26 protein-coding genes and 1 pseudogene are annotated in these 23,302 nt (G+C 39.9%); 1 reads left to right on the top strand and 26 read right to left on the bottom strand.

All coding sequences use genetic code 11. The features are described 5' to 3' along the window. Positions 1-450: 450 nt before the first annotated feature. The 26 genes and pseudogenes from LC048_RS00590 to LC048_RS00465 all read right to left on the bottom strand — a co-directional run bounded on the left by LC048_RS00590 (position 451) and on the right by LC048_RS00465 (position 22,237). Positions 451-1,293: a DUF1028 domain-containing protein gene (locus LC048_RS00590; protein ID WP_226601581.1), complete on the bottom strand. Its 843-nt coding sequence runs from the start codon at positions 1,291-1,293 to the stop codon at positions 451-453. Between the two features lie 155 nt (positions 1,294-1,448). Continuing rightward, on the bottom strand, positions 1,449-1,994 hold the full coding sequence (gene hpf, locus LC048_RS00585) for a ribosome hibernation-promoting factor, HPF/YfiA family (RefSeq protein ID WP_226601580.1): 546 nt from the start codon (positions 1,992-1,994) through the stop codon (positions 1,449-1,451). Between the two features lie 175 nt (positions 1,995-2,169). After that, on the bottom strand, positions 2,170-2,547 hold the full coding sequence (locus tag LC048_RS00580) for a DUF8042 domain-containing protein (RefSeq protein WP_226601579.1): 378 nt from the start codon (positions 2,545-2,547) through the stop codon (positions 2,170-2,172). Then, positions 2,548-2,892 (bottom strand): flagellar protein FliT, encoded by a 345-nt coding sequence (locus LC048_RS00575; RefSeq protein WP_226601578.1) that lies wholly within the window; start codon positions 2,890-2,892, stop codon positions 2,548-2,550. It abuts the gene before it with no gap. Continuing rightward, positions 2,892-3,293: a flagellar export chaperone FliS gene (gene fliS / locus LC048_RS00570; protein WP_226601577.1), complete on the bottom strand. Its 402-nt coding sequence runs from the start codon at positions 3,291-3,293 to the stop codon at positions 2,892-2,894. Before fliS ends, LC048_RS00575 begins: the two co-directional genes overlap by 1 nt. A gap of 33 nt (positions 3,294-3,326) precedes the next feature. Then, positions 3,327-5,420 carry a flagellar filament capping protein FliD gene (gene fliD / locus LC048_RS00565; RefSeq protein ID WP_226601576.1) on the bottom strand — a complete coding sequence of 698 codons (2,094 nt, stop codon included), beginning with the start codon at positions 5,418-5,420 and terminating at the stop codon, positions 3,327-3,329. Positions 5,421-5,432: 12 nt separating this feature from the next. Beyond that, entirely contained in the window at positions 5,433-5,798 is a 366-nt protein-coding gene (gene flaG, locus LC048_RS00560; protein ID WP_226601575.1) for a flagellar protein FlaG, read from the bottom strand. Positions 5,799-5,966: 168 nt separating this feature from the next. After that, on the bottom strand, positions 5,967-6,776 hold the full coding sequence (locus tag LC048_RS00555) for a hypothetical protein (protein ID WP_306049160.1): 810 nt from the start codon (positions 6,774-6,776) through the stop codon (positions 5,967-5,969). Then, on the bottom strand, positions 6,764-7,492 hold the full coding sequence (locus LC048_RS00550) for a hypothetical protein (RefSeq protein ID WP_306049158.1): 729 nt from the start codon (positions 7,490-7,492) through the stop codon (positions 6,764-6,766). Before LC048_RS00550 ends, LC048_RS00555 begins: the two co-directional genes overlap by 13 nt. Before the next feature lie 250 nt (positions 7,493-7,742). After that, positions 7,743-9,650, bottom strand: coding sequence for a tetratricopeptide repeat-containing glycosyltransferase family 2 protein (locus tag LC048_RS00545; RefSeq protein ID WP_226601573.1), 1,908 nt, complete (start codon positions 9,648-9,650; stop codon positions 7,743-7,745). Beyond that, positions 9,643-9,963 carry a hypothetical protein gene (locus LC048_RS00540; protein ID WP_226601572.1) on the bottom strand — a complete coding sequence of 107 codons (321 nt, stop codon included), beginning with the start codon at positions 9,961-9,963 and terminating at the stop codon, positions 9,643-9,645. Before LC048_RS00540 ends, LC048_RS00545 begins: the two co-directional genes overlap by 8 nt. A gap of 90 nt (positions 9,964-10,053) precedes the next feature. Further along, a complete protein-coding gene (hag, locus tag LC048_RS00535) occupies positions 10,054-10,986 on the bottom strand; it encodes a flagellin Hag (RefSeq protein WP_226601571.1) in 933 nt (310 codons plus the stop codon). A 147-nt stretch (positions 10,987-11,133) separates the two neighbouring features. Further along, a complete protein-coding gene (gene csrA, locus LC048_RS00530; protein WP_226601570.1) occupies positions 11,134-11,352 on the bottom strand; it encodes a carbon storage regulator CsrA in 219 nt (72 codons plus the stop codon). A gap of 6 nt (positions 11,353-11,358) precedes the next feature. After that, positions 11,359-11,793, bottom strand: coding sequence for a flagellar assembly protein FliW (gene fliW / locus LC048_RS00525; RefSeq protein WP_226601569.1), 435 nt, complete (start codon positions 11,791-11,793; stop codon positions 11,359-11,361). A gap of 14 nt (positions 11,794-11,807) precedes the next feature. Continuing rightward, positions 11,808-12,401 (bottom strand): DUF6470 family protein, encoded by a 594-nt coding sequence (locus tag LC048_RS00520; protein WP_371931971.1) that lies wholly within the window; start codon positions 12,399-12,401, stop codon positions 11,808-11,810. Positions 12,402-12,443: 42 nt separating this feature from the next. Continuing rightward, positions 12,444-13,334: a flagellar hook-associated protein FlgL gene (gene flgL / locus LC048_RS00515; RefSeq protein WP_306049154.1), complete on the bottom strand. Its 891-nt coding sequence runs from the start codon at positions 13,332-13,334 to the stop codon at positions 12,444-12,446. Positions 13,335-13,344: 10 nt separating this feature from the next. Beyond that, positions 13,345-14,892 (bottom strand): flagellar hook-associated protein FlgK, encoded by a 1,548-nt coding sequence (flgK, locus tag LC048_RS00510; protein ID WP_226601567.1) that lies wholly within the window; start codon positions 14,890-14,892, stop codon positions 13,345-13,347. 17 nt (positions 14,893-14,909) lie between these two features. Beyond that, on the bottom strand, positions 14,910-15,380 hold the full coding sequence (locus LC048_RS00505) for a flagellar protein FlgN (RefSeq protein ID WP_226601566.1): 471 nt from the start codon (positions 15,378-15,380) through the stop codon (positions 14,910-14,912). Positions 15,381-15,574: 194 nt separating this feature from the next. Next, positions 15,575-15,844: a flagellar biosynthesis anti-sigma factor FlgM gene (gene flgM, locus LC048_RS00500; RefSeq protein WP_226601565.1), complete on the bottom strand. Its 270-nt coding sequence runs from the start codon at positions 15,842-15,844 to the stop codon at positions 15,575-15,577. Between the two features lie 78 nt (positions 15,845-15,922). Continuing rightward, positions 15,923-16,324 (bottom strand): TIGR03826 family flagellar region protein, encoded by a 402-nt coding sequence (locus LC048_RS00495; protein WP_226601564.1) that lies wholly within the window; start codon positions 16,322-16,324, stop codon positions 15,923-15,925. 28 nt (positions 16,325-16,352) lie between these two features. Then, positions 16,353-17,060 carry a ComFC family protein gene (locus LC048_RS00490; protein ID WP_226601563.1) on the bottom strand — a complete coding sequence of 236 codons (708 nt, stop codon included), beginning with the start codon at positions 17,058-17,060 and terminating at the stop codon, positions 16,353-16,355. Then, positions 17,057-18,472, bottom strand: coding sequence for an ATP-dependent helicase ComFA (locus LC048_RS00485; protein WP_226601795.1), 1,416 nt, complete (start codon positions 18,470-18,472; stop codon positions 17,057-17,059). Before LC048_RS00485 ends, LC048_RS00490 begins: the two co-directional genes overlap by 4 nt. Positions 18,473-18,800: 328 nt before the next feature. Then, positions 18,801-19,640: a DegV family protein gene (locus LC048_RS00480; RefSeq protein ID WP_226601562.1), complete on the bottom strand. Its 840-nt coding sequence runs from the start codon at positions 19,638-19,640 to the stop codon at positions 18,801-18,803. 378 nt (positions 19,641-20,018) lie between these two features. Further along, positions 20,019-20,180: a sporulation histidine kinase inhibitor Sda gene (sda, locus tag LC048_RS00475; protein ID WP_226601794.1), complete on the bottom strand. Its 162-nt coding sequence runs from the start codon at positions 20,178-20,180 to the stop codon at positions 20,019-20,021. 164 nt (positions 20,181-20,344) lie between these two features. Then, positions 20,345-21,028: a response regulator gene (locus LC048_RS00470; RefSeq protein WP_226601561.1), complete on the bottom strand. Its 684-nt coding sequence runs from the start codon at positions 21,026-21,028 to the stop codon at positions 20,345-20,347. A gap of 58 nt (positions 21,029-21,086) precedes the next feature. Beyond that, positions 21,087-22,237: pseudogene (locus LC048_RS00465) on the bottom strand (sensor histidine kinase). A gap of 408 nt (positions 22,238-22,645) precedes the next feature. Between LC048_RS00465 and LC048_RS00460 the strand changes: the two are divergent. Then, the gene (locus LC048_RS00460; RefSeq protein ID WP_226601559.1) at positions 22,646-23,281 is read left to right on the top strand and encodes a YigZ family protein; all 636 of its coding nucleotides are present in this window, start codon (positions 22,646-22,648) and stop codon (positions 23,279-23,281) included. Positions 23,282-23,302 lie beyond the last annotated feature (21 nt).

The raw sequence follows: 23,302 nt of genomic DNA, 5'->3' as shown, positions 1-23,302 counted from the left end.
AGACGCTCCTTTTATCTATTGAATTCGAAAAGCGCAAGCACCTTGTCCAGCCCCGACAAGCGTTGGAGGGCCGACCGGTGAAGTCGTTCTTTGACTTCATTGGGCGGACCGAACTTGAAAAGCGTGGGCGACTGCCCAACTCCGACAAGCGCTGGAGGGCCTGACAGTGAAGTCGTTCTTTGACTTCAATGGCAGGAACGAAGCGTCTCGAGGAGTTAGGAGCCGCAGCTAGACAAGCGACTCGAGGGGCTAGGTGCTGGAGCTGGCCAATTCTCGAAGTGAATTCTATATTATTGTCCCAAAGAAAAAAAGATTCGCTGTAAACGCACCGAATCCCTTTTAGAAAAATTCGATTTATTTCTTCTTACTATTCTACCACTTACAAATGGGGGTGACAACCAATCGGAAAAGGCGGAAAGTCCCACTGCCAGCTGACAGTGGGACCATATATTATTGATTTTTCATAAACTCCAAAACTTCAAGGTCAATTTTGCCCTTCTCCTGCTCTCGTTCTTCGAAATTTTCGGTGTGGAGATAGGCTGTGAGCGCTTTGTGGAGCTCTTCGTCGGTTGATGGGTCTGCCTTTAGATAATCGAGACGCTTTAGGTGCTGAATCACTGTTTCCTTGACCTCACCTTCGATGGCGACCACGTTCTCCGGTTTTGCTTTTGCAAAATAAAGCTGCTGCAGGCCGTAGATGCGAATCAATTCCGTGATTGGCTCAGGATGGTCATCGACACGCAGATCGACATACCGATCATTGTAGCCGCCATATCCGCCCTTCTCTTTGACGACAAGAAGTGCCGCTGACTGCTGCCCTCTGCTATCGCCACCCGCTTGCTGGCCGGCGTTGAGCGCCTGAAGCAGACGATGAGCGAGCGATCCTTCCGTCGATTCAAACGTTTCAGCCATTGATTTGACGGTATTTTCATCCACCAAAATATTTCCTTGCGCCGCGAAATGCTTACCTGTCACTCCACCTGCCCAGTCATAGCAATATGTACCAGTAAAAGTTGCACCCTTTCCTTCGGCGTCAATCAAGCCGACCTGGCGCATCTCCTTGTCAGGGTCGTCCTTTGTGATCAGCTCCATGACTTCGTCAGCAGATTTCCCCTGAGCCATCAACTCAAGCGCCTGTGGTCCGTATGCTGTGTTCGCATAAGACTGTGTGGCAACAGCACCTACTCCAGCTTTTGCAAACGGAACAACCGCCCCTACTCCAAGAAACTTAGATTGAACGGCAATTCCCCACTCTTTTTCCTGCGGATCATAACCTACGATTGAAAATGTCATTTGTATCGCCTCCTGTAAAAAATAGTTCGGCACTCGGTATAAATTCCCCTTTAAAAGAACAAATGAAAACCCACAGCCAATTTCTGACTGTGGGTAGAGTGTTAGATTATTGTGACCGGCAGCCCGAGTAATTCAAGCCGTTGCGACCATATTTCTTATTGAGCTTCAATCAAACCATAGCGGCCGTCGTTACGCTTGTAAACTACATTTGTCTGGTTTGTTTCAGCGTTTGTGAACACGTAGAAGCTGTGGCCCAGCATGTTCATCTGCAGAATCGCTTCTTCGCTGTCCATTGGCTTCAGGTCGAAGCTCTTTGTACGGACAACTTCAAGGTCTTCATCTTCTTCAGCCTGTTCAACCTCTGTGAAAATTGGAGCGTAATCCTTCAAGCTGTCCTTTTCACGGAACTTGCGGTTTACCTTTGTCTTATGCTTGCGAATTTGGCGCTCAAGCTTATCAGTAATCAAATCGATCGCAGCATACATATCTTCATGAAGCTCCTCTGCGCGAAGCACAAGATCCTTCATCGGAATTGTAATTTCAACTTTTGATTTCTTATCCTGGTAAACTTTCAGGTTAACGTTCACATTAGCATTGGGTGACTCGGTAAAATACCGGTCAAGCTTCGCAACCTTCTTCTCTACATACTCTCTGATTGCTGGCGTTACCTCAATGTTTTCTCCACGAATGTTGTAGTTCATAGTGGACTCCTCCTTTGGGATATGACTATGTATTACTAATTCTATTTTACCCCAAAGAACTCCTGCAAAAACAGTCTGAAGATTTGACATTTTTATGTCTGTTTTTACCGTCGGAATAGTGGATAATTTGCGAAAGCCTGTCGAACCATGGAAAAAACCGCCTGGATTGGGCGGTTTAGTTGATGAAATAGGGTCTGAATTGTTTATTGATTTCCCTGGACCACTCGGTAAAAGCAGGATAAATTCTTTCACCAATTACCTCTTCCCATATACTGTAATCGGAATGATGAAGTAATTGAGCCTTTTCCCATACATTCGTAAAAGAAGTGAGTTGAATCAGGACTTCCGGTCGCTCAGCAAGAACCTGGTTGGAGAGATGGATTTGCCCAAACGCCAAACTGACATCATCCCACAGATGATCTGCGTCCTCTATCCTAAGTTCTTCAAGAAAAAGAAAGATATTGGCAAATGCTTCTTCAATGGTATCCAGCAAACCGATATACTGCCTGACCAAGAGCATCTTCTCTTCATTTAATGCGTTCAATCCATTCACCTATTTCCTCTTGTCGTAAAACATGCCATCTGTCGAAAGGTTTTGATATGGATTTACATATTTTGTGTTTGATTCTTTTTTCGATTGCAAACCTTTAATATCTCTTTGAACAGAAGCCTTTTCAGCTTTTAAAAGCTGAGCAAGCCTCTTATTCAGCTGATTGATTTCCTTCCCTGCTTTCATTTCTTCAGATGTATAGGGAGGAACAATTGCATTCATGAGTGCTTCTCGCTGACTTAATAACTCATCAGTCCGAGAGATTTTATCATCGCGATCCAAATCAGCAGTCTTCAAAAGTTGTATGAGTTCATTAGTCAGCTGATGAAAGTGAAGGACAGCACTCATTAAACTACGCCACCCTGGCCGTGCTGCTTCTGACGGTTCAATTGGATGACTTGTTTCCAGGTGTCGCGGAAGTCAGTAACAAGAGTCTCTACCTCTTCCAAAATCGCAGTGTCATTCTTAATGTTCGCGTCGATCAACCGGCGATTCATATAATCGTATAATGACATCATATTTTGAGAAACTTCAAGGTCCATATTAAGTGTGACCATCAACTCTTGCACAATCTTTTGTGCCTTCTGGATATTCGTATTTTTCGCCTGGATATCCTTCGTCTCAATCGCATGCTTCGCGAGATTGATAAACTTCAGGCATCCATTGTATAACATCAATGTCAATTCACCAGGTGACGCTGTATTAACCGAGTTCTGCTGGTAAGATTGGTATGGGTTAGTTAGTGCCATATTACAAGCTCCTTTGTAAAAAGAGAGATTTTATTACATACTAAACTGTTGCATTAAGTACATTGATTGGCTGTTAGCCCTCTGGATCGCTTTTTCCATAGCAGTAAACTGGCGCCAGTAGCGGTCTTCGATTTGGGTCAGACGTGACTCGAAACGGTTGATTTGGCTGTCGACATTATCTAATTGGCGACCAAGTGTGAATTGCTTAGTAGTGGAAAAGGAATTCCCTGCTCGATTCTTTAGTTTGTCCATTGCTCCATTTACTGTATCAAATAGTCTGTGGACAATTCCCTGCTCATCACTTGATGTTCCTGTCCCGCGGAACAAGTTCTCCACAGACTCCGGGTTGTCTTCTATAGCTTTCTTCAATGCCGCCTCGTTAATTTCCAATTTTCCACCCTCAAGATAATTGGCCGTTGTTTTAATCCCGATACTAGCTAGCTGGTTCATGAGCGGATCAACAGCTGCATTTCTAACAGGTGCGTAAAAATTGCTGCGCATGTTACCAAGAACTCCCGTAAGGATTGGATCTCTTTTCAGCAGCCCGCTTTTTGCCTTTTCTTCCCACTGCTCTTGCTGTTTTTCAGAAAGAGTTTCCCGTTGTTCATCCGTCAGCGGCTTGTAGCTGCGGTAATACTCCTCAGATGATTTTTTCTGTATTTTATCAATAAGCTCATTATACTTCTCGACGAATGCTTTGATGTTATCAAAAACCTTATTAGTATCATTACTAATAGATAGAGATGCTGATACAGCAGGATCCGTAAAAGTTTGTTTAAGGGTAAATGTGACCCCGTTCATTTCAAAAGCATTTGAACTTCTGCTTGTATTCATTCCGTTAATGTTAAACATTGCATTCGATCCATAAGTAGCTGCACTCGAAAGCTTTAATAAATCAGTAGCAAAGAAACCAGTCGCTTTGATTTGGTCGGCAGTATCTAAGTTATCCAGGTTCCCTTTACTAAAATTCCCTGTTTCAGACCTAGTCAGAGAAACATTCCCGGAATAGCTATCAAAAAACAATGTAACGCCTACATTTGAACTATTAACCTTATTCATGACTTGATTTAGAGTATCACTGCCAGAAATCAGGAACTTTTCCGTCTTTTGTCCTGTCGAAGTTTCAGTAGACAAATCCATGGAAGTATATTTTTGCTGATATGAAGCTTTAACCGTGACCCCAGATGTTTGAGCAGTATCGAAAATTACTTTTCCTGTTTCAAGATTCACTCTTCCAATCCGGGTGGCTCCGCTATCAACGAGAGCAATGAACCCATCACCATCCGCCGTACCTGATAGCGTATAATTCGTAGTAGTACCATCCGTTTTGGTAATATCTAACGAAAAATTTGTGTTATTAATGAAAGTAGCTCCAAGCTGCCATTCCGAAGTATCTGCACTTAAAGTCTTCTCTTCTACCTTTTTATCAAGAACATAATTGAATTCTATTTTTGCATCCTTGGCAACAGGACCGCTGAATTTAAGATTTCCATTTTCATCAATAATAACTTGGTCAGCAGAGGCAGGCGTAGTCGTTGTATCCCCAGCCACTATGCTATAAGCCTTGCCATTAACCTTAACTGTCATGTCTGAAATTTTTGTTAAGTCTACAAGTTCATCAGCGTGTTTTGTAATCGTAAATTTATCGAGGACACCATCAGCAATGAATGTCTTATTACCTAGATTACCATTCTCCCATGGGTAGCCGGCTCCTCCTGCTAAATTTCCTTGTTGGCTTAATAAAGCTTTGGACGGATCAACTTTCTGCCCTGTTACAGCTATAGAACCGGCGCTGACTTTTGTAGCTGCCGAAGCCAATTCGCTTACATTTTTTATTGTATAAGAAGATTGTGATGCTGCACTGCTAGCAGTCGCTGTTACTAGTTCAGAATTCGTTGAAGTAACTGAACGTGCCCGGTACTGTGTCGTCAGTTTCATGTTCGTCAATTCTGTCCGAAAGTTCAACAAGAGGCTGTTCATTGAACGGTAATCATCCCGCTGCCACTCAAGAACCTGTTTCTGTTGTTTCAATTTATCAAGCGGCATGCGCTCAGCTTTCATTAAATCTCCAACAATCTGGTCGATATCCATACCACTTGCCAAACCGCCTATCCGCATATTAGACATATCTAATCACCTTCAAATCTTTTTATCCACCATCAGTCCAATAAATTCAGTCATTGCCGCATAAAAATCGAGCATTTTCTTCGGTGGGATTTCTCTCACAACTTCCTTCGTTTTTTCATCAATGATTTTTACATAGTATTCATTCAGCTTTTCATGGAATTCGAATTTTAACGCTGTGGGAGAGGCTTCCATGAACTTGTTCATACCATCAACAATCTCTTTTACTTTTTCTTTTGGAAAATTGATATTTTCTCGATTCTCTTCTTTTTCACCTTTAGATCTATCTACTACTTTTTCCTGAGTCTGGATAGCTGTATCACCGATATCGGTGGTTCTGAGTTGTGAGGATAATTGATTGGATGATAAGCGTTCAATCATCTCCGGGTCCCCCTGAAATAAACAGTATTTTAGTAGTTATATCGGTAATATTGTTCGTTTGTTTAGTCTATTATTGTTTGTCAGTGTTAGGTTTTAGAATTCTCCTGTAGATTCCTAGTTTCATTATTGAAGAGAGCTACCTTTAAGCACAAATTAAATTTCAAGTGTTTACCAATTAACTAATTCATTTAATTTTTTTGTCATTTTAGCTGCACCTATTTTATTCAAATGATCCCAATCTACAAAGTCACTGATTTCGAATTCTTCACTATCAAATACGTCAATTACTTGAATACTAAATTCTTTGGAAAACTCATTAATAATATCATAGAACCTCTTTTTGGTGTCTTTGTTAAAATTCTCACTGTAATATTTAGTTGTAGGAAACACGGTTAGTATTATTTTAATGTTATGTTCTTCTAAGATTTTGAGAATTCTCCTTAAAATATTTTTGTTTTCAATTCTAGATAAAGGGTAATTAAGTTTATTATGAAAGTCCGCTCTTTGTTTACCTAGTAGATCCCTATTCCTTTCATCAATATCTCCCATATGTTCTTTTAAGTAAGTACCAGTATTCCAAAATTCGTCATTGAAGTCTGGCGTTAGATTTACACCTATATATTCCTCTAAATATATTTCAAATACATCTCTACCAAAAATCTCAAAAATTAAAGGATCCATTCTATCCTTTATTGAATGTATTCCCTGAAAATAGTAAAATTCGTTTTTTTCTAATTCACTATTATGCGAGTCTTTAAAAATAGGGTAATAAACATTTTTTATTCGAGACACTTCTTGTCTAGTTAAAGATAAATCCCAGTCAAATGAATAATAAGCTAAACCTAGTATGTAGTATTTTATCTTCACTCCCGATTCAATAATGTCTTTTAGAATTAAATATTCATAGTATAGATCTTGAGATGGGAGAGCGAATTTCAACGCCGATTGTTCTACCTCTTCTTCTACTACCCCGCGCAAGGCATAGGATAGGCCCTTCGGCCCGAAATTAATGTTTTGTAATTATTCTTCCTTTTAATCTTTGATAAGCGTGTAAATAACTTAGAGTGAAAATAATTTATACTATATTGACTTTTGTACTCTTTTAAAAATAATTTCACATGATAGGAGAAATCTATTATTTTCTCTCTGTTTACTCCCGAATTTAATAGTTTGTTTTTTATATCCGGGGTCAAATCATCAGTAAGAATCAAGAGATCATAAGACTTGCATTGCAACTCAGTTTCTTTAAAAGTGGTGTATTCCGATTTGGACATATTATTATTCCAAACCATACCTAAAACTTCAATATATTCTTGTTCTATATTTTTTGATAGAAATTTTATATTTTCTTCGGTTCCTATCATCATAACCTTTATAGCAAGCTTTTGATTTATCTCGAAACATAAATCTTCTATATAAAAAATAAGCTCGTTATAACTGTTGTTTAGACTGTTGGTCAATGAATCATCCTCATTTAATATTTGTATAACCTCTAACATTTTAGAGGTTGTTTTTTCTATCGTATCTATCTCAGTTCTCGAGATAGAGTTTAATCTTTCAGATATTAGAATAATAGCATCAACCAAAGCATTAAAAACATTAATATCAAAACATTTACCTTTTATGATTTTTCTCATTTTACTTGCCAAATTCAGTATATTTACTCGGTCGAGAATCTCTTTTCTTAAATTCATTATTTTCTCCTTTTTATAAAACTCATGAGTTATAAAACCAATTTACACAAATTAAATAAAATAGGCAGGACAAATTTTTTTGCCTGCCAGGTAATTTATTTAGTAGATTCTGAACTCCTTGAAACCGTCCTCGTCTTTATATCCAGTCGTAAAGTTTACGAACATATGATTGACTGATGTCTGAAAAACATTTAAAAAAGGAACATTAGATTGTGGGTAAAGAATAAAAAGTAGTTCTAAATTCATCACATTATTTATTCTCTAAAATATATGTATTTAACTCCCTAACCTCTGCTTCGATAAAATCAGAGTAGAAAGGACAATATGTGGCTGATTCTTTATATAACTGTAAAATCATTTTATATTTTTGATCATTCTTGTATTTCCTAATTACAGATGAAATGATAAAAAGTTTAATCTCCGAGTCATCTATAGTTTTGTAAATAAGCCTAAACATTTCTGTTTGGTACACTGATTCAACATAGTTCATACCAGCAATCAAATAGGACTTGTATAAAGATAAGTAACTTCGTGATTTCTCAGTATTATTGGATTCGAGCAGCAATGGCGCAGCCATGGAGGCGTACACACGATTCCCATGAATATCATTACTTCTAATCGTTTTATTTTCCAGAAATTCACAAATATTAGAATAGTTAGAGTAGCTTTCTTTCCCTAAATATCTGACAACTTCTTTTATTATTTTACTTTCTGCCTTTTTTAGGAGGTTAAAGAACATCTCTAGATCCGAATTAAATATAAAAGTGAAAACCTCCCAATAAATTGAGTTCTTGAAAACACTACTGATACTTGATTTGATTTGGGGAAGATATTTTGATTTATCTTCATTGTTTAATGATCGAAATGTATTAAATACTCCATAGAAAGTTTGGTTCCCAGATAGATAGTGATAGATAGTTTCTCGTTCACCTGAATCAACAAACTTAATTTGCTGTTCAATCGCACTAATAATATCTAAATTGCTTTGTTCATTTTTTTCAACAAGAGGAATTAGTTTTATATATTGTTTAAATCTGATAAAATATTTAATTAATAGTTTATCTTTTAATAGTTCATTAGAGATCTTTTCAATATAAACTAAACCCCTTTCATCATAATTGTCCATTAATAATGTTGCATACTGTGAAAGAATAGCATTTCTATGTACTTCATTCACCCGAAAAAGTTCAATACTTGAATCTCTTATTATAGTTGTGCTACTTATGGTATCGTATAAGTCTAGATACCTTTCCACTTCTTCTTGTAAGCCATCATTCACTCCAATTTTAATTTTTGCTACGGCTGATAAATAATATAAATCTATAAAATCTTTAAAGATATTGTACCCTTCTGTTGCCAATTCAATCACTTCAGTATATTTCTCTAACATTAAACATATGTTTCCATACACCTGAAAAACATATGGGTATAATTTTTTCTGGTCAACAGAACCTAATAGTTCATAAGCATTTTTAATCTCGGTATATGCACTATTTATATCGCCAAACATATTGTATGATTGCGCTAGTTGAAACTTGTAATAAATATTATTTGGTTGTTTTTTCAATTCTCTTAAGAGCATATTTTTAGTACGATTATACTTCCGCTCCATCAACTTTTTATCATCTGAATTATACCCATAATGATTCAGTATTAATTCAGAGTTTGTATGAACAGGTTCCTCATATTGAGGTTGATTATGAATTGCTCCAACATATTTAAACCCTGAATGATTACGAAAGAATCGCATTGAGGGAATAAGAGAGTAATTTTTTTTATTATTGGTAGTGAAATTTCTTAGTATTAATTGAATAGTATTAGCCTTTTCTAAAAAAGAAGACTCTAGCATTGCAATTAGTACACATTCATCCTCGAGCTCTTCATCAGCATCAAGAATAAATATCCATTCTCCTTTAGCATAAGATAATGAAATATTCCGCATATAAGAAAAAGACTGATTCCACTGATGAAAATATACATTTTTTGTATATTCCTTTGCGATTTGAACAGAATTGTCTGTTGATCCAGTGTCAACTATAATTAACTCGACATCTTTTCTACTTATTGTATTCAATATACTATTTAGGCATCTTCTAAGATTTTCTGATTCGTCCTTTATCATCATCGTGATACTTAATTTTAATTTAACTTTATTCATTATTAAAAACACCCTTCCAATGTTCTAATAATGGAATTAATTCGTACTTTAACATATCTTTTAGGGAGTAATAATCTTCATTTTCCATACTTTCCAACATAGATTGAAAAATGTAGTTTATTTCTCTCAACTCAAAATCCTTATCTAATATATTGACACTTTTTATTAAAATATCCAGATCTTCAATTAAAAAAATCAATCTTTCTTTTAATTCCTTTTCACTATTTTTAGGATTAGACGACAATTGTATAACTCGATTTAATATATTATCTAATAGTTGTAAAGAAAGTTCTCTCAACTCAGTATTATTCATCTTGATCTCCTATGATTAATTATTTCACTAATTATTATAGAAAAAAAGCCGACAGATGTCGGCTTTTTTCTATATAGCGCCTTAAAATGATTAACGTAAAAGCTGCAAAACACCCTGAGGTTGTTGGTTTGCTTGAGCAAGCATCGCTTGGGCAGCTTGAGATAATATTGAATTTTTAGTTTGAGACATCATTTCCTTAGCCATATCGACGTCCCTAATGCGTGATTCAGCTGCAGTTAGGTTTTCTGAAGATGTACCTAAGTTATTAATTGTGTGCTCCAAACGATTTTGGTATGCACCAAGTTTTGAACGCTCACCGGATACAGTTTCGATAGCTTTATTAATAACTTCAATTGCTACAGTTGCCTTATCATGACTAGAAACATCTAGAGCTTTTTCAACAGTAGTATTGTTTGTTCCATTTGAAACAACGGTAGTAGTTGTAAACGCAATTGTTGCAGCCGTTCCATTAATTGAAATAGTAGCAGCAGTTGCAGCAGTTGTTGAAATTCCTAGATTATCTGCACGCATATCTTCAATATCAACTGTCATGCTTTGAAGTCCATTTGCACCAATTTGGAAGTTCAATGCGGTTGTACCAGTTTTAGAGCCGTCAAGTAGAGTTTGAGTGTTAAATTCTGTGGTATTACCGATTCGGTTAATTTCAGATGTTAAAGAATTGATTTCTTTTTGGATTTCCCCACGGTCTACACCTGTGTTAGTATCGTTAGATGCTTGTACAGCTAACTCTCTCATACGCTGTAGAATGCTATGCGTTTCATTCAATGCCCCTTCAGCTGTTTGAATTAATGAAATACCATCTTGAGCGTTACGTGAAGCTTGATCTAAACCGCGGATTTGTCCACGCATTTTTTCAGAGATTGCTAAACCAGCAGCATCGTCACCTGCACGGTTGATACGAAGACCTGAAGATAATTTCTCCATTGACTTTGACTGAGCTCCATTTGCACTGTTTAACTGACGGTATGTGTTAAGTGCCGCAATATTATGATTGATTCTCATTTTTTGTTTCCTCCTTGAATTTGTTGTTCACATCCTTGTGAACAAATAGGTTATTGTTTGAGTCAATAAGGTCGGCCGCCCTTATTTTTCTCTTACAATAGTTTTATCGACTTTAGAGAGGATTGTTTAATAGTTTTTTAATTAATTTTATTCTTTTTTCATAAATTGAATAAGTGACGATATATCTTTGGATGCTTGTTTGTTTTCACTTTGAATTTGGTCAAAAATTTCTTTTCGAAATACGTCAATGTTTTTTGGTGCATTGATGCCTATTTTTACTTGATCATTTTTAGAAGATATAATTGTGATTTCAATATCATCACCGATTTTTATGCTTTCACCGTTTTTTCTTGTAAGTACTAGCATAACTCGTCACCCCTTCGCTTTTGCTTTTTTAAAGATTGGGTGTTTGGTCTTGTATTGTTCATCGTGCAGGATGACTTGCTTTGCCTTGCGGTTTCTCTGATTAATGATAATTGGCGCCTGAAGGTTTGCGGTTGTTTTTTCGAATGGATCCTGAACGGTGAGGACGGAATAGACTGCGACATCCTTCTCGCTCTCCAGATTCAATTCCTCGACCGTCGCATCTTCCAGCTTGAAGTCATACTCTTTCATAAAATGGAACGGATTAGTTAACACAAATGCCAGTCCTGGGGTCGATACGGATTGGAGGACAAAATAGGATTCGTCATCAGACAAGGGCAGCAAAGAAAATTGCTTTTCTTCAACAAAACCCGGTATTCCTTTTTGAAAAGTTAGAATATCTTCAACTTCTACTTCACCATGATACTTTGTGTTAATTTTCATTTTAGAACCCTTCCTTAAATAGATTGTTCATAATTAATTCCGACATGCTTTAGATTAACAAAATCGATTTCTAACGATGGATGCTGCTTCAAGCTGACCTCGGCTTTGCCTGGCGTATAACTGATCACTGGCTTATTGATTTGACTTTCAATCACTGGCCGTTTTGTTTTCCAGTTAATCTCGACTTTGCCAGGGTCATATCCTAACTTCACACTACCAGCGGAGGGAATCCAGCCAATATTAAAATCAAGCATCGATGACTCACTGTTTAACTTTGCCTGGTTTGCTATCGGATGACCGCCATTCTCAATCATCATCAATTCATCGCCATCCTGGGACACACGCGCGAGACCAGCGAGCCAATCTTGGTAACCCTGCTGTGCCGCCTCTTCAATCCTGCGGGAAATATGCTTTAAATCCATATCAGAACGCGCCACGGTTTGGTCAATCGTCAGTCTCGCCGGCTTACGGTCAATATTTAACTCGGCAGCCGGCTGCTGGATGCTCAATACCGGTCTTGGCTGCTCTATTTCAAGCTTTGATTGCTGAGTTCCGATTTCTGTCTGGGCAAAAGTTGATTGCAAACGTATTTGAGGAAATTGCATCATTCATCCCTCCTAGAAAAAAAAGCTATTCCCAGTGAGAATAGCTTATCTTAAAAAGTCTAATAGCGTCGGCTGCAGAATACGGGCACCGACTCCAAGCGCAGCCCGATGGACACTTTCTTGTGTCTTTAAATCGGTAATGACACGCTCAATATCAGCGTCTTCATTATCTGAGAGAACTCTATTAGCCATTACTTCCTGCTGGCTAATACGGTCATCAATCATTTCAAGACGGTTGTAGCGAGCCCCAAGCTCTGAACGTTCAGCAGAAAGACTGTCCATTGCATTATCTAGTCTTCCAAGCAAGCCATCTAAGTCAGCAGGCTTAGCTTGCTCCAGTGCAGTCTGGATTCCCTGTACTACATCAAACATTTCCTGGTTAAATACATTTGCCGGATTCACATTGGCTCTTAATGAGACACCACGTGAAATCTCAACCTTATAAGTATTAATGGCTGGGTCGGCAAGGTTTGCAGCAACGGTTGGAGGATTTCCATTTGGTACTGGCGGATTGTCAGTATCAGTCCCATGATAAATGTATCGGCAGGAAACTTGCGTGTTAGCTACCTGTACCAGATCGTTTTTAATTTGTTCAACCTCACGGGCAATCGCCTCTCGGTCCGTAGGACTCAATGATCCAGTCTTCCCCTGAATAACCAGCTCACGAACTCGCTGCAAACCATTATTAGCCTGTTCAATCCCAGCTTCAGAATTCTCCATCCACAAATAAAGTTCAGAAAGGTTCCGCTTATACTGCTCAACTTCAGTCAATCCTGAGCGATAAAACATCCCTTTCATCGCTACAACCGGATCATCGGAAGGCTTAGTAATTTTTTTACCTGTAGAAAGCTGATCTTGGTACTGCCCCATACGGCGGTAGCTTTCGCTCAAGTTTCTCAATGAATTGGAAGAAAGCATTGATTGTGTTATGCGCATTTCATTTCACCTATCTTCCTGCGGTTCCCATGCCGTTGATGATTTTATCGAGCATTTCGTCCTGGAGGGTAATCATCCGGGCTGATGCGTTGTAGGCATGCTGGAACTGGATCATATTTGTCATTTCTTCGTCTAACGATACTGAGCTGACTGACTTCCGGCGATTTTCCACCGACTCTCTCAGTGAGCCGCTATTTTGAGTAAGCCGGACAGCTTCTTGCGACTTAACTGCCATGCCGCCGATTACACCTTCATAGTAATTACGGAAGTTGGCTTGTTCGTTATCTCCGGCATAATCAAAATTATCATTAATGATATTTGCAAGCTTTAAGATATTCGTAGAATCACCGATTGTCGCATTCGCAATGTCTGACCCATCAGCAGTTGCGATGTTATCCAAGCTCTGATTGATTGCATCTGCCAACTGAATCCTGCTTGCGAACCCTTTACGTTGAAGATCAGCATTCTCGGAATCAGCAAAAAATGCGTTACCAGCCTTCGTCTTGTTAGCAATGTCATTCGGGCTCATTCCATCCTTGTGCACATTGTTAAACTCCGTCGCAAAGGTAAATGCAAGGTTATCCAACTCAGTCATCATTTCAGGATAAACTCCAGCCACCTTGCCATTTGCTTCATACCCATATGAATCTACTAAAGCTTTAAGCTTTCCTGTTGAATTTAATTCTGTAAAGTTAAACTTAGAATCGCCAATAGATAACGTCTTAACCGATTCATCAGCGCCATCAAAGTTTACAGTCAGGTTGTTATTACGGTCACCGCTGACAAGGATCCCTAGCTCTTTCCCGCTGTCACTGACCATCTTGATGACTGCCTGTCCATCAGCCATTTTAAGTGAGCCGCCACCTGAGTTTGTGTAATCAACTTTAATATTCACCAGTGACGCTAATTGATCGATCAAACGGTCGCGCTCATCATATAAATCATTTGGCAAATATCCATGTGGTTCGACATCTGCTATCTGACCGTTAATCTTACTAATCTGATAAGTTAACGAATTGATTTCTTTTTCAGTAACAGAAACCTCATTCTTCAAATCTCTTTTAATGGAAGAAAGAGAATTATGAAGATAATTGAACGTTTCAGCTACTGCAATTCCACGCTGACGAACGACAGATCGCGCTCCAGGATTCGTCGGGTTCACCGCTAAATCCTGCAGCGACTGCCAGAACTGGTCCATTGTTTTGGAAAGGCCTGACTCGGAAGGCTCATTCAGCACTTCCTCAAGTTTGTTATAAGCCTCTGCCCTAGTTTCCCAGTATCCCAATTTATTATTTTCACTGCGGTACTGGATATCCAAAAAGCTTTCCCTCACACGCTGAATCGACCCAGCCTTGACACCTGTACCAACCTGACCGGGAATCTGAGGTCGATTTAATGATGCATTCGGGTATGGCTCTGTCTGTTCGAAATTAATACGCTGGCGTGTGTAACCAGGCGTGTTGGCATTTGATATATTGTGTCCTGTTGTATGCAAAGCGCTCTGCTGCGTGAACATTCCGCGGCGCGCTGTTTCTAATCCCATAAAGGTTGAACGCATTTTCGTTCCTCCAAATATTATGCTTTTGAGTTGAACATTCCCGGTGATTGACCAGGCTTTGCTTTTTTGCCGGCTGGTGGTCCGTAATTGATTTCCTTTTCCTGCGGCATCACAAGACTTTTTGAAAAATTGATGAATTGCAGTGACTGATGGATCAATTGCTGATTCAATTCATTTCGAGCCTTTATTTCTGAAATGACCTTTAATAGTTCTGCTTTAATTGTTAACAGCTGATCTTTCTCCGCAGGATGTTCCTCGGCTATCTCCTGTAGAGACGCATCAGGGAAAATACTTTTAGACACCGCCTGCCGCTCTTGCTCCAGTTTATTGATCACCGCCATATGCGCCTGCTCATCTTTCAAAAGCTGATCGAGGGCAGCTGTGTCTCCTTTTTTCACGATATCCGTTTTCTTTACGGTCAATTCGTAAAGGCTTTTATGCAATTTAAGCATTTTATTCATGATGACAGTAAGTGATTCAGCAGACATGGACTGCCCTCCTTCTGTGAAAAGCGCAAGCACCTTGGTTAGCCCCGACAAGCTCTGGAGGACCGACCATGGAAGTCGCTCTTTGACTTCATTGGGCGGGCAAGGGGCTAGGTGCTGGGGCTAGACACTACTCCAGGTTGAAAACTTCACCTTTTTAGCATAAAGAAGCACTCGTCATCGGACGAGTATTTCTTCTATTTTTTATGATAGAAATTCAGTATACTCTTTGCTGTTTCTTTTGAATCCAGTTTATACGTACCGTTTTCCACCTGGATTTTCAATTCCTCAACCTTTTGCTTCCGATCCAAAGAAACCTGGGAAAGCTGCTGCATTTCTTTTGCAGTCGAAGAAATCTCTACTTTATCAGCCTTTTTATTTTGGGTGTTTGCTGCTGCATCCAGTTTGTTCATCTGGCGCTTATATGGATTGATCCCTGATGGGCCTATATTATTGTTAATTTTCATCGTCTAAACCTCACTTTCAGAACGATTTCTACTTATATTATCGGCAATCATAAGCACATATTTAATAATTCTTTTCACCTAATCTCGGTGTGTGAAAAAAGTCGCACGCTTTGCCAGTTCTTTCTTTCGCTGCTCTTCTTTTTGAACTGTGCGCAAGTCAGCCATAAGCTCTCCCGCGCACGACGCGCAGAGCCTGCCTTCACGAATCACCGCACCACACTTATCACAAGGATAACCGAAATTAGGAAATTGAGTCAGCTGGAACCTACCAGACCTGATGAATTTTAATATCAAGTCTTCCTGGACACCTGTCGCTTCCACAACTTGCACGACGGTCGCTGCACGGTTCTCCCGCTTCCTCATGTATTTAGCCACAGTATCATATGCTGCCTCTTCTTCTCTCCAGCATTTTTCACATACATCACGAAATTTATTTTTGACATAAAGCGAATCGCATTTAGGGCAATTTTGAAGGTCCAATGTCCTTCCTCCTTCAATAATATCTCATCTAGCGTGCCAAAGTGAATGAATACACCTTCGCCGCTCCGTTTTCTTTCAATATTTTGGCTGCATGTCTCAGCGTTGAGCCTGTGGTATATATATCGTCAATTAGTAAGATTGTTTTACTGTCAAGATTTAGACTTGTATCCAATTTGAATACTTGCTGCAAATGAATTCGTTCTGAACGCGATTTTTTTGACTGTTTTTCGGTGTGGATTCTGGAGAGGAGGTGTGTTGGTTCGAGACCAGCAGTGGTGATAAGAGCTTCTGCCTGATTAAAGCCTCTTTCGTAGAGTCGTTCTTCGCTTAGCGGGATCGGTACAATATAATCATATTGGTAAGCTTGCAAAGCCTCCTTTAGATCTGGAGCAAAAACTTCTGCTAGCACATAGTCCCCGCGGAATTTGAATTTTGCAATCACGTCTTTTGCAAAATCGTTATAGCGATACAGCGAACGACTTTGATCAAGGCTCCCGCTCCAATGCTCGTCCTCCTCCCATCGCTTGCAATCAAAGCATACATTCTCCACTCTATACTCCTCTTGCAAAAAGGCAAATGGCCTGCCGCACATTTCACATATTTCCCCTGTGATTAGCGTAAAGTCATCTTCGCATTCTCCACAAACCTTTGGCGCATCTTCATTCCCAAAAAGAGCCCTCCATGACAAAGCATATTCAATCTCAGCATGGCATATCAGACAACGATTCCTATTCATACATCAATCAGTCCTTTTTTTACGCCTTCTCTGTTCATCATCATAATTTGACTGCGAGCACTCATCATCGCTTCTGTTTTGCCATAATGAAAAAATGTCACATCACCTGACGGGTATTCCGCACTTCTCCCCGCTCTCCCGGCAATCTGAACAAGAGCGCTCTCGGTAAAAATCCTGTCCTCTGAGCCGATGACAGCTACATCGATATTAGGGATGGTAACACCCCGTTCAAGAATAGTGGTGGTGAGCAATATGGTGATATTTTTATTTCTGAGTTTCATTACTTTATCTTTTCTGTCTGGATCTTCAGCATGGACTGATTCAAAGAGAGGATTTAACTGAAGAAGGATCGTGAGGATTTTTTTCATGGCGGTGATCTTCGGGGCAAAAATCAATGCTTGTTTCCCGCTCGCTAATCTAGCTTCTACCCACTTAATGATATTCGGGGGAAGTTTGCGCTTAGATAGCTTTTTCTCCCAGTTCCCTGACCATTCAAATCTAGGCACAGGCAATGGATGTCGGTGGTATCGAGCAGGTATAGTGACGAAATCCCATTTTCCTATCCGGCATTCTTTTTGCCATTGTTTGTTTGGGGTTGCAGTTAAATAAATCAAGGAGGAAGTTGGTTTTCTGGATTGCTGCACGGCATATTGAAGGGTTTCATCAATGGAATAAGGGAAGGCATCGACTTCATCCACAATCATAACGTCGAACGCCCTGTAAAAGCGGAGCAGCTGATGCGTTGTCGCGATAGTAAGCTGAGCAAATTGATCGCGGTCTTCACTCCCACCATAGAGAGCGGCAACCTTTAAATCCGGGAAAACCTTTTGAAAACGAGGAGCCAGCTCAAGAACCACATCTGTCCTTGGCGTCGCCACGCATACCCGCTTGCCTGTGGATAAAGCCTGGGCGATTCCGGCAAATAACACTTCCGTTTTACCAGCCCCTGCAACTGCCCATACCAGTAGCTCTGCTGAGTTTCCCACAGCTTCCGCAACTCGTCGGGAAGCAGCCTTCTGTCCTGCTGATAATTGCCCTCCCCAACGAAGCGGTTCTGAAATTTTTTCAAAGTCCAGCATTGGACCTGCCCAGCTGACAAGCAGCGTACACTCACTCACCCTCCCCATCATCAAACACTTCCGGCAGTAGAGCTCTACTTTTCCACAACGCACACAGGGAAACTCCGCAAACCACGAAGGATCTGTCGTGCCGCATCTTGTGCAGGACAATCGCTCTCGATTGATACCGTTTCGATAAATTACATACCCATGGTCATGGTGCTTCTGTATTTCCTCCTTCGAAACAGGCAATTCCTCAAGCAGAAGCTGTTTCCCCGTCAGCGTTTCTTGCAGTTGGGGATTATATTGAAAAAAACGATCTGTGGATAACAAGGGGGACTGAGGAACTTCCATGAGGGTGAATACCCGTTCATCAACAGAATATTCAGTGTTGGGGATTAATTTTTCTTCTTTTATCAAAGTTAATCACAGCCTTTTGTGGATTTATATGTGGATAACAATGTTTTCCTGTGTATAATGTGGGTTATTTTGTTGATAAGTACCTGTTTATGTGGATGTAAGCGTTTATTGTTGTGGGTAAGTTAAGAGGAAGTGTAAACTGCTTGTTAACAAGTGCAGCATTTTGTTGATAACCACTATTTTTATGTGGATAAAGAAGAAAAACGCCAAATCCTATACACAGACCTGGCGCTTCATCATGGTTGTAAGACCTTTTCCGTCGTTACTTCTTGTACCAGCCCATCCCCATCGATCCTTCTCCAAGATGGGTTCCGATGACCGGACCGAAGTAGCTTAACATGAATTCAACATTCGGGAATTGAGCTTCCAGCTCGCTTTTCCATTCAAGTGCTTCTGCTTCACGATTGGCATGGATGACGACCGCGCGGTACTCGCCGCCGCTGTTCGCATCTTCCGCTAACAATTCGACGACCCGGTTCATTGCTTTTTTACGTGTACGGACCTTTTCATACGGAACAATCTTCTTGTCCTCAAAATGAAGCAAAGGCTTCACCTGCAACAGGCTTCCAATCAGTGCCTGGGCACTGGATAACCGGCCGCCGCGCTGAAGGTGACTTAAATCATCCACCATGAAGTAAGCACGGATGGATTTCTTCACTTCATTCAAACGCTCGATGATCTTCTCAGGCTCCACACCCTGCTCAGCCAGTTCTGCAGCTTCCAGAGCATAGAAACCTTGGACCATTGCGCTGATTTCGGAATCAAATGGATATACTTTTATACCCTCAACCATTTCGCCTGCACTCACAGCACCCTGGTACGTGCCGCTAATACCGCTGGACAAATGGATGCTGATGACCGAATCGTAATCCTTAGCCAATTTTTCAAAAAGCTCGACGAACTCACCAATTGGTGGCATCGACGTTGTGGGTAGCTCGCGCTGCTTCACTTCCTCATAAAACTCTTCAGCACTAATATCTATTTCTTCTCTATATGTCTCATGATCGAAAATCACGCTCAACGGAATCATGTGGATATTCCATTTCTCCCGTAACTCCTTCGGGATGTACGCAGTGCTATCCGTGATAACTGCCGTTTTCATTATTATATTACCATCCTTATGTTTTTCTCTACAGATTGTACATTCCCATTTTATATGAACTTCCTGCAAAATGCATTCTTTCAGGAAAACAATTTTGTAAAGAGTTTTTAAAGCTAGTTAGTAAAGGAGAATACATCTTTATGGTGACTTTTTGGTTGGAGTCTTGAAGGAGAGTGAACTATCTGGTTTGAGCTCAGTCTAAGGGAAGGACCTTTTCTATGTGACTTTTTTGAAGTCCGTATACCGTTTAGGTCATATCTAACTTTGCTAGAGGACCTTTTCTTCCCATTCACTACCGGGAAAATGAACTCTTCCATGCAACGAGGCCAGGACGTCTCAGATGAAAAACGCTGGCAATCGATTGCGCAGCGTTCAAACTTATGAAACATATGCATTAATTTTAATCTCAAGTCCTCTGGTATCTAACTCTTCTATTAACATTTCTATAAAGGGTTCATCTAAATTCAATAGAGTAGCCTGTTGGTATGCTTCGATTAGTTTTTCATCTGACAGTTCCCAAAGTAAAGTAATTGTGACCACCCTTTCTGTAATCGTTTCTCTAATTATATCGGAATTTATAAAATTTTTGTAAATCCACGGTGATATTTCTGTCGTATTTTTCCAACATATTCGTACAGTAATCGACAAAAAACCACATCTGTCGATTCGACAAATGTGGTTCCTCTAAAGGTTTTTTAAGAAGATTATCTTACTTCAACCCAACCGTTCTTGATTGCAACGACTACAGCCTGAGTACGATCATTTACATTCATTTTTTGCAGGATGTTGCTTACATGGTTCTTAACTGTCTTCTCACTGATGAATAGCGCTTCGCCAATGCCTCTGTTACTCTTGCCATCAGCAAGAAGCTGAAGGACTTCGCATTCACGGCGAGTCAGCAGGTGGAGTGGCCGGCGAATTTCAACCGGGGATATGTACTTATCAGATCCACGCTCATCCGCGGATAATCGGCGATATTCTTTCACCAGATTGTGTGTGACTCGCGGATGCAAGTATGAACCGCCATCAGCAACCACTTTAACTGCTTCAACCAGTGCGTCTGCATCCATCTCTTTTAATAAATAGCCTGTTGCCCCTGTCTTCAAAGCATGAGTCACATAGTTTTCGTCATCGTGAATTGATAAGATGATGACTTTAGCTTCAGGATATTTCTCAATCAATTCACCGGTCGCTTCAACACCATTCGTATTAGGCATATTGATATCCATGATGATTACATCTGGCTGGTGCTGCTCTACTAGCGAAATAGCTTCGCTGCCGTCATCACCTTCTGCAACCACTTTGAATGACGGTTCAAAATCAAGGATCCGTTTTACCCCTTCTCTGAAAAGTTGATGGTCGTCAATAATGACAATCTTTGTTGTCATAGCCTTCGCCTCCCTTACGGCTTCTGTCTCTATTTTTCTCTATCTATTTTTTAAATTTTTATAGATTCATCGGAATTTGGATGATAACCAGCGTTCCAGTGCCAATTTTTGAATGGATCGTCAGTTCACCTTCCAGCAGTTCGACTCTTTCTCTTATTCCTAAAAGGATTGGCCAAAGGACTCCGGTTTACTTTCGTTAATATCAAAACCTTTGCCATCATCCTTTACTACAGCCATAATTTGGTCCCTTTTGATTTCAAGCTTTACTTGAACCGTCATGGCGTCCGCATGCTTCAGTGCATTTTGTACAGACTCCTGGATGATCCGGAACAAGGCAACTTCATAGTTGGATGGAAGTCTTTTGTCTTCACCCATATTAGTAAATTGGATTCTGGTTGTCTTATGATACTCTTCGATCGTCTGCAAATACTTTTTGAGGGTAGGTACCAGACCGAGATCGTCAAGAGCCATTGGCCTCAAATCATAAATGATTCTCCGCACCTCATACAAGGCAGATCGGACCATCGTCTTCATACTCTTGATTTCACGGATTGCCTCATCCGCGCCGCGCTCCTGATAAACCCTCTCAATCAAATCGGATCGCATCATCACATTTGCCATCATCTGGGACGGTCCATCGTGAATTTCGCGAGAAAGTCTTTTTCTCTCATCCTCTTGGGCTTCAATAATTTTCAGCCCAAAATCCTGTTTTTGTTTCGCCGTCTCAAGCGCTTCCCCCATTTGGCGGATATCGCTCATCATATAATTCATGACAACCGAAATTTGCGAAACTAAGTGGTCGGCGCGTTCAATCGTTTCATTTAGCCCTACAAGCCTACGCTCAAGGTCATCTCGTTTTTCACGCAGTTGCTTTTCTTCTGTCTGTCTGTTCATCGTCAGATCCATTTGAAGCTTGTGGGCCACTTCATACGCCTCACGAACCTGAGCTTCTGAATAATCCTTAAAATGCTTACTTACTTCTGATAGCCGCAGTCTGGCCCTCCTTACCTGGGCATCCAGCCTGTCGCCATCATTAATGATTTGCGCGACCTTCCTCTTAATCTCCTTCAATTCGTCGGTGATCGACTCATAATCCGTCCTGCACTGTTCACCTATCCGGAAGATTTCGTCTTTACTGTCTCCAACGGTTTCGATCATTTTTTCTAAAATTAGATCAAGGGCTTTCGTGTCGAATTTTTTAATCGCCATGTAAAACTCCTCCATGGGCGGTACTATTAATAGTTTAACTTGAAAACTTATTTGTTACTAATTTTCAACAAGAAAATCATGCCAATTTTGCCGAAAATCGATATAAAGTCATAGAATTGATTTTATATCCCATGTCTTATATCCTAATATTTTAGGAGGTAAACTCCAATTTTAAAATACAAACATTTTTCCAAAAGTAATATCCGCCTTGTCAGACCACTAACAATTATAACATTCGAACACATTTACAGTATTAAAGTTATATTACAATCATAAGACACCATTGTTCCTCGATTGCCGTCAACTTATAATGAATTGTAGCACTAAGTACTATTGTCGAACATAAAAATAATGTCGATGAATCAATATATGAGGTTGGGAAAATTTTCGTTAGAGAGGTGAGCATGAATGCTGCCAAGTTACTTAACGGTGAAAGGCTATGGAGAGCATGAAATCGAGATTCAAAAGTCCCGTTTCATTGCCTATATAGACAGAGCAGAAACAGAAGAAGAAGCACAGGAGTTCATCCAGAGGATTAAAAAGAAAAACTGGAATGCGACACATAATTGTTCAGCTTACATGATTGGTGAGAACGACCAGATTCAAAAAGCTAATGATGATGGAGAGCCAAGTGGAACAGCTGGGGTGCCGATTCTTGAAGTATTGAAAAAGAAACATTTAAAGGACACTGTGGTAGTCATAACCCGATATTTTGGCGGAATAAAACTAGGGGCAGGCGGACTGATTCGCGCATACGGTAAAGCTACTTCTGAAGGAATAGCCGCGACCGGAATTGTCGAACGTAAACTTATGCGGATCATGCATACTTCGGTTGACTATACCTGGCTAGGAAAATTAGAAAATGAACTCAGATCCTCTATATATAAGTTAAAAGAAATTCATTACCTGGAAAATGTAGAATTAGAAACCTTTGTCGAAGAAGGACAAACAGACATTTTTACTGAGTGGATGACTGAACTGACGAACGGCCAGAGCAAAATTGCGCCAGGAGAGGTTATATATATAGAGGAAATCATTTCTTGATCTCATAAAAACTTATATTTA

Origin of the sequence: Mesobacillus subterraneus (assembly GCF_020524355.2) — a bacterium.
Taxonomy (GTDB): Bacteria; Bacillota; Bacilli; order Bacillales; family Cytobacillaceae; genus Mesobacillus; species Mesobacillus subterraneus_C.
This window is presented reverse-complemented; position numbering and strand designations above follow the sequence as displayed.

Excerpts from the sequence above, each read along its gene's own strand:
- LC048_RS00460 (WP_226601559.1), top strand. The coding sequence starts at position 22,646 with ATGCTGCCAAGTTACTTAACGGTGAAAGGCTATGGAGAGCATGAAATC.
- LC048_RS00520 (WP_371931971.1), bottom strand. The coding sequence starts at position 12,401 with ATGATGCAATTTCCTCAAATACGTTTGCAATCAACTTTTGCCCAGACA.
- LC048_RS00540 (WP_226601572.1), bottom strand. The coding sequence starts at position 9,963 with ATGAATAATACTGAGTTGAGAGAACTTTCTTTACAACTATTAGATAAT.
- flgM (WP_226601565.1), bottom strand. The coding sequence starts at position 15,844 with ATGAAAATTAACAATAATATAGGCCCATCAGGGATCAATCCATATAAG.
- flgL (WP_306049154.1), bottom strand. The coding sequence starts at position 13,334 with ATGCGCATAACACAATCAATGCTTTCTTCCAATTCATTGAGAAACTTG.
- LC048_RS00490 (WP_226601563.1), bottom strand. The coding sequence starts at position 17,060 with ATGAATAGGAATCGTTGTCTGATATGCCATGCTGAGATTGAATATGCT.
- LC048_RS00470 (WP_226601561.1), bottom strand. The coding sequence starts at position 21,028 with ATGACAACAAAGATTGTCATTATTGACGACCATCAACTTTTCAGAGAA.
- LC048_RS00545 (WP_226601573.1), bottom strand. The coding sequence starts at position 9,650 with ATGAATAAAGTTAAATTAAAATTAAGTATCACGATGATGATAAAGGAC.
- fliS (WP_226601577.1), bottom strand. The coding sequence starts at position 3,293 with ATGGCACTAACTAACCCATACCAATCTTACCAGCAGAACTCGGTTAAT.
- LC048_RS00550 (WP_306049158.1), bottom strand. The coding sequence starts at position 7,492 with ATGAATTTAAGAAAAGAGATTCTCGACCGAGTAAATATACTGAATTTG.
- LC048_RS00485 (WP_226601795.1), bottom strand. The coding sequence starts at position 18,472 with ATGGAAGTTCCTCAGTCCCCCTTGTTATCCACAGATCGTTTTTTTCAA.
- hag (WP_226601571.1), bottom strand. The coding sequence starts at position 10,986 with ATGAGAATCAATCATAATATTGCGGCACTTAACACATACCGTCAGTTA.
- flgK (WP_226601567.1), bottom strand. The coding sequence starts at position 14,892 with ATGCGTTCAACCTTTATGGGATTAGAAACAGCGCGCCGCGGAATGTTC.
- fliW (WP_226601569.1), bottom strand. The coding sequence starts at position 11,793 with ATGAAAATTAACACAAAGTATCATGGTGAAGTAGAAGTTGAAGATATT.
- csrA (WP_226601570.1), bottom strand. The coding sequence starts at position 11,352 with ATGCTAGTACTTACAAGAAAAAACGGTGAAAGCATAAAAATCGGTGAT.
- fliD (WP_226601576.1), bottom strand. The coding sequence starts at position 5,420 with ATGTCTAATATGCGGATAGGCGGTTTGGCAAGTGGTATGGATATCGAC.
- LC048_RS00590 (WP_226601581.1), bottom strand. The coding sequence starts at position 1,293 with ATGACATTTTCAATCGTAGGTTATGATCCGCAGGAAAAAGAGTGGGGA.
- LC048_RS00480 (WP_226601562.1), bottom strand. The coding sequence starts at position 19,640 with ATGAAAACGGCAGTTATCACGGATAGCACTGCGTACATCCCGAAGGAG.
- LC048_RS00575 (WP_226601578.1), bottom strand. The coding sequence starts at position 2,892 with ATGAGTGCTGTCCTTCACTTTCATCAGCTGACTAATGAACTCATACAA.
- LC048_RS00505 (WP_226601566.1), bottom strand. The coding sequence starts at position 15,380 with ATGTCTGCTGAATCACTTACTGTCATCATGAATAAAATGCTTAAATTG.
- hpf (WP_226601580.1), bottom strand. The coding sequence starts at position 1,994 with ATGAACTACAACATTCGTGGAGAAAACATTGAGGTAACGCCAGCAATC.
- flaG (WP_226601575.1), bottom strand. The coding sequence starts at position 5,798 with ATGATTGAACGCTTATCATCCAATCAATTATCCTCACAACTCAGAACC.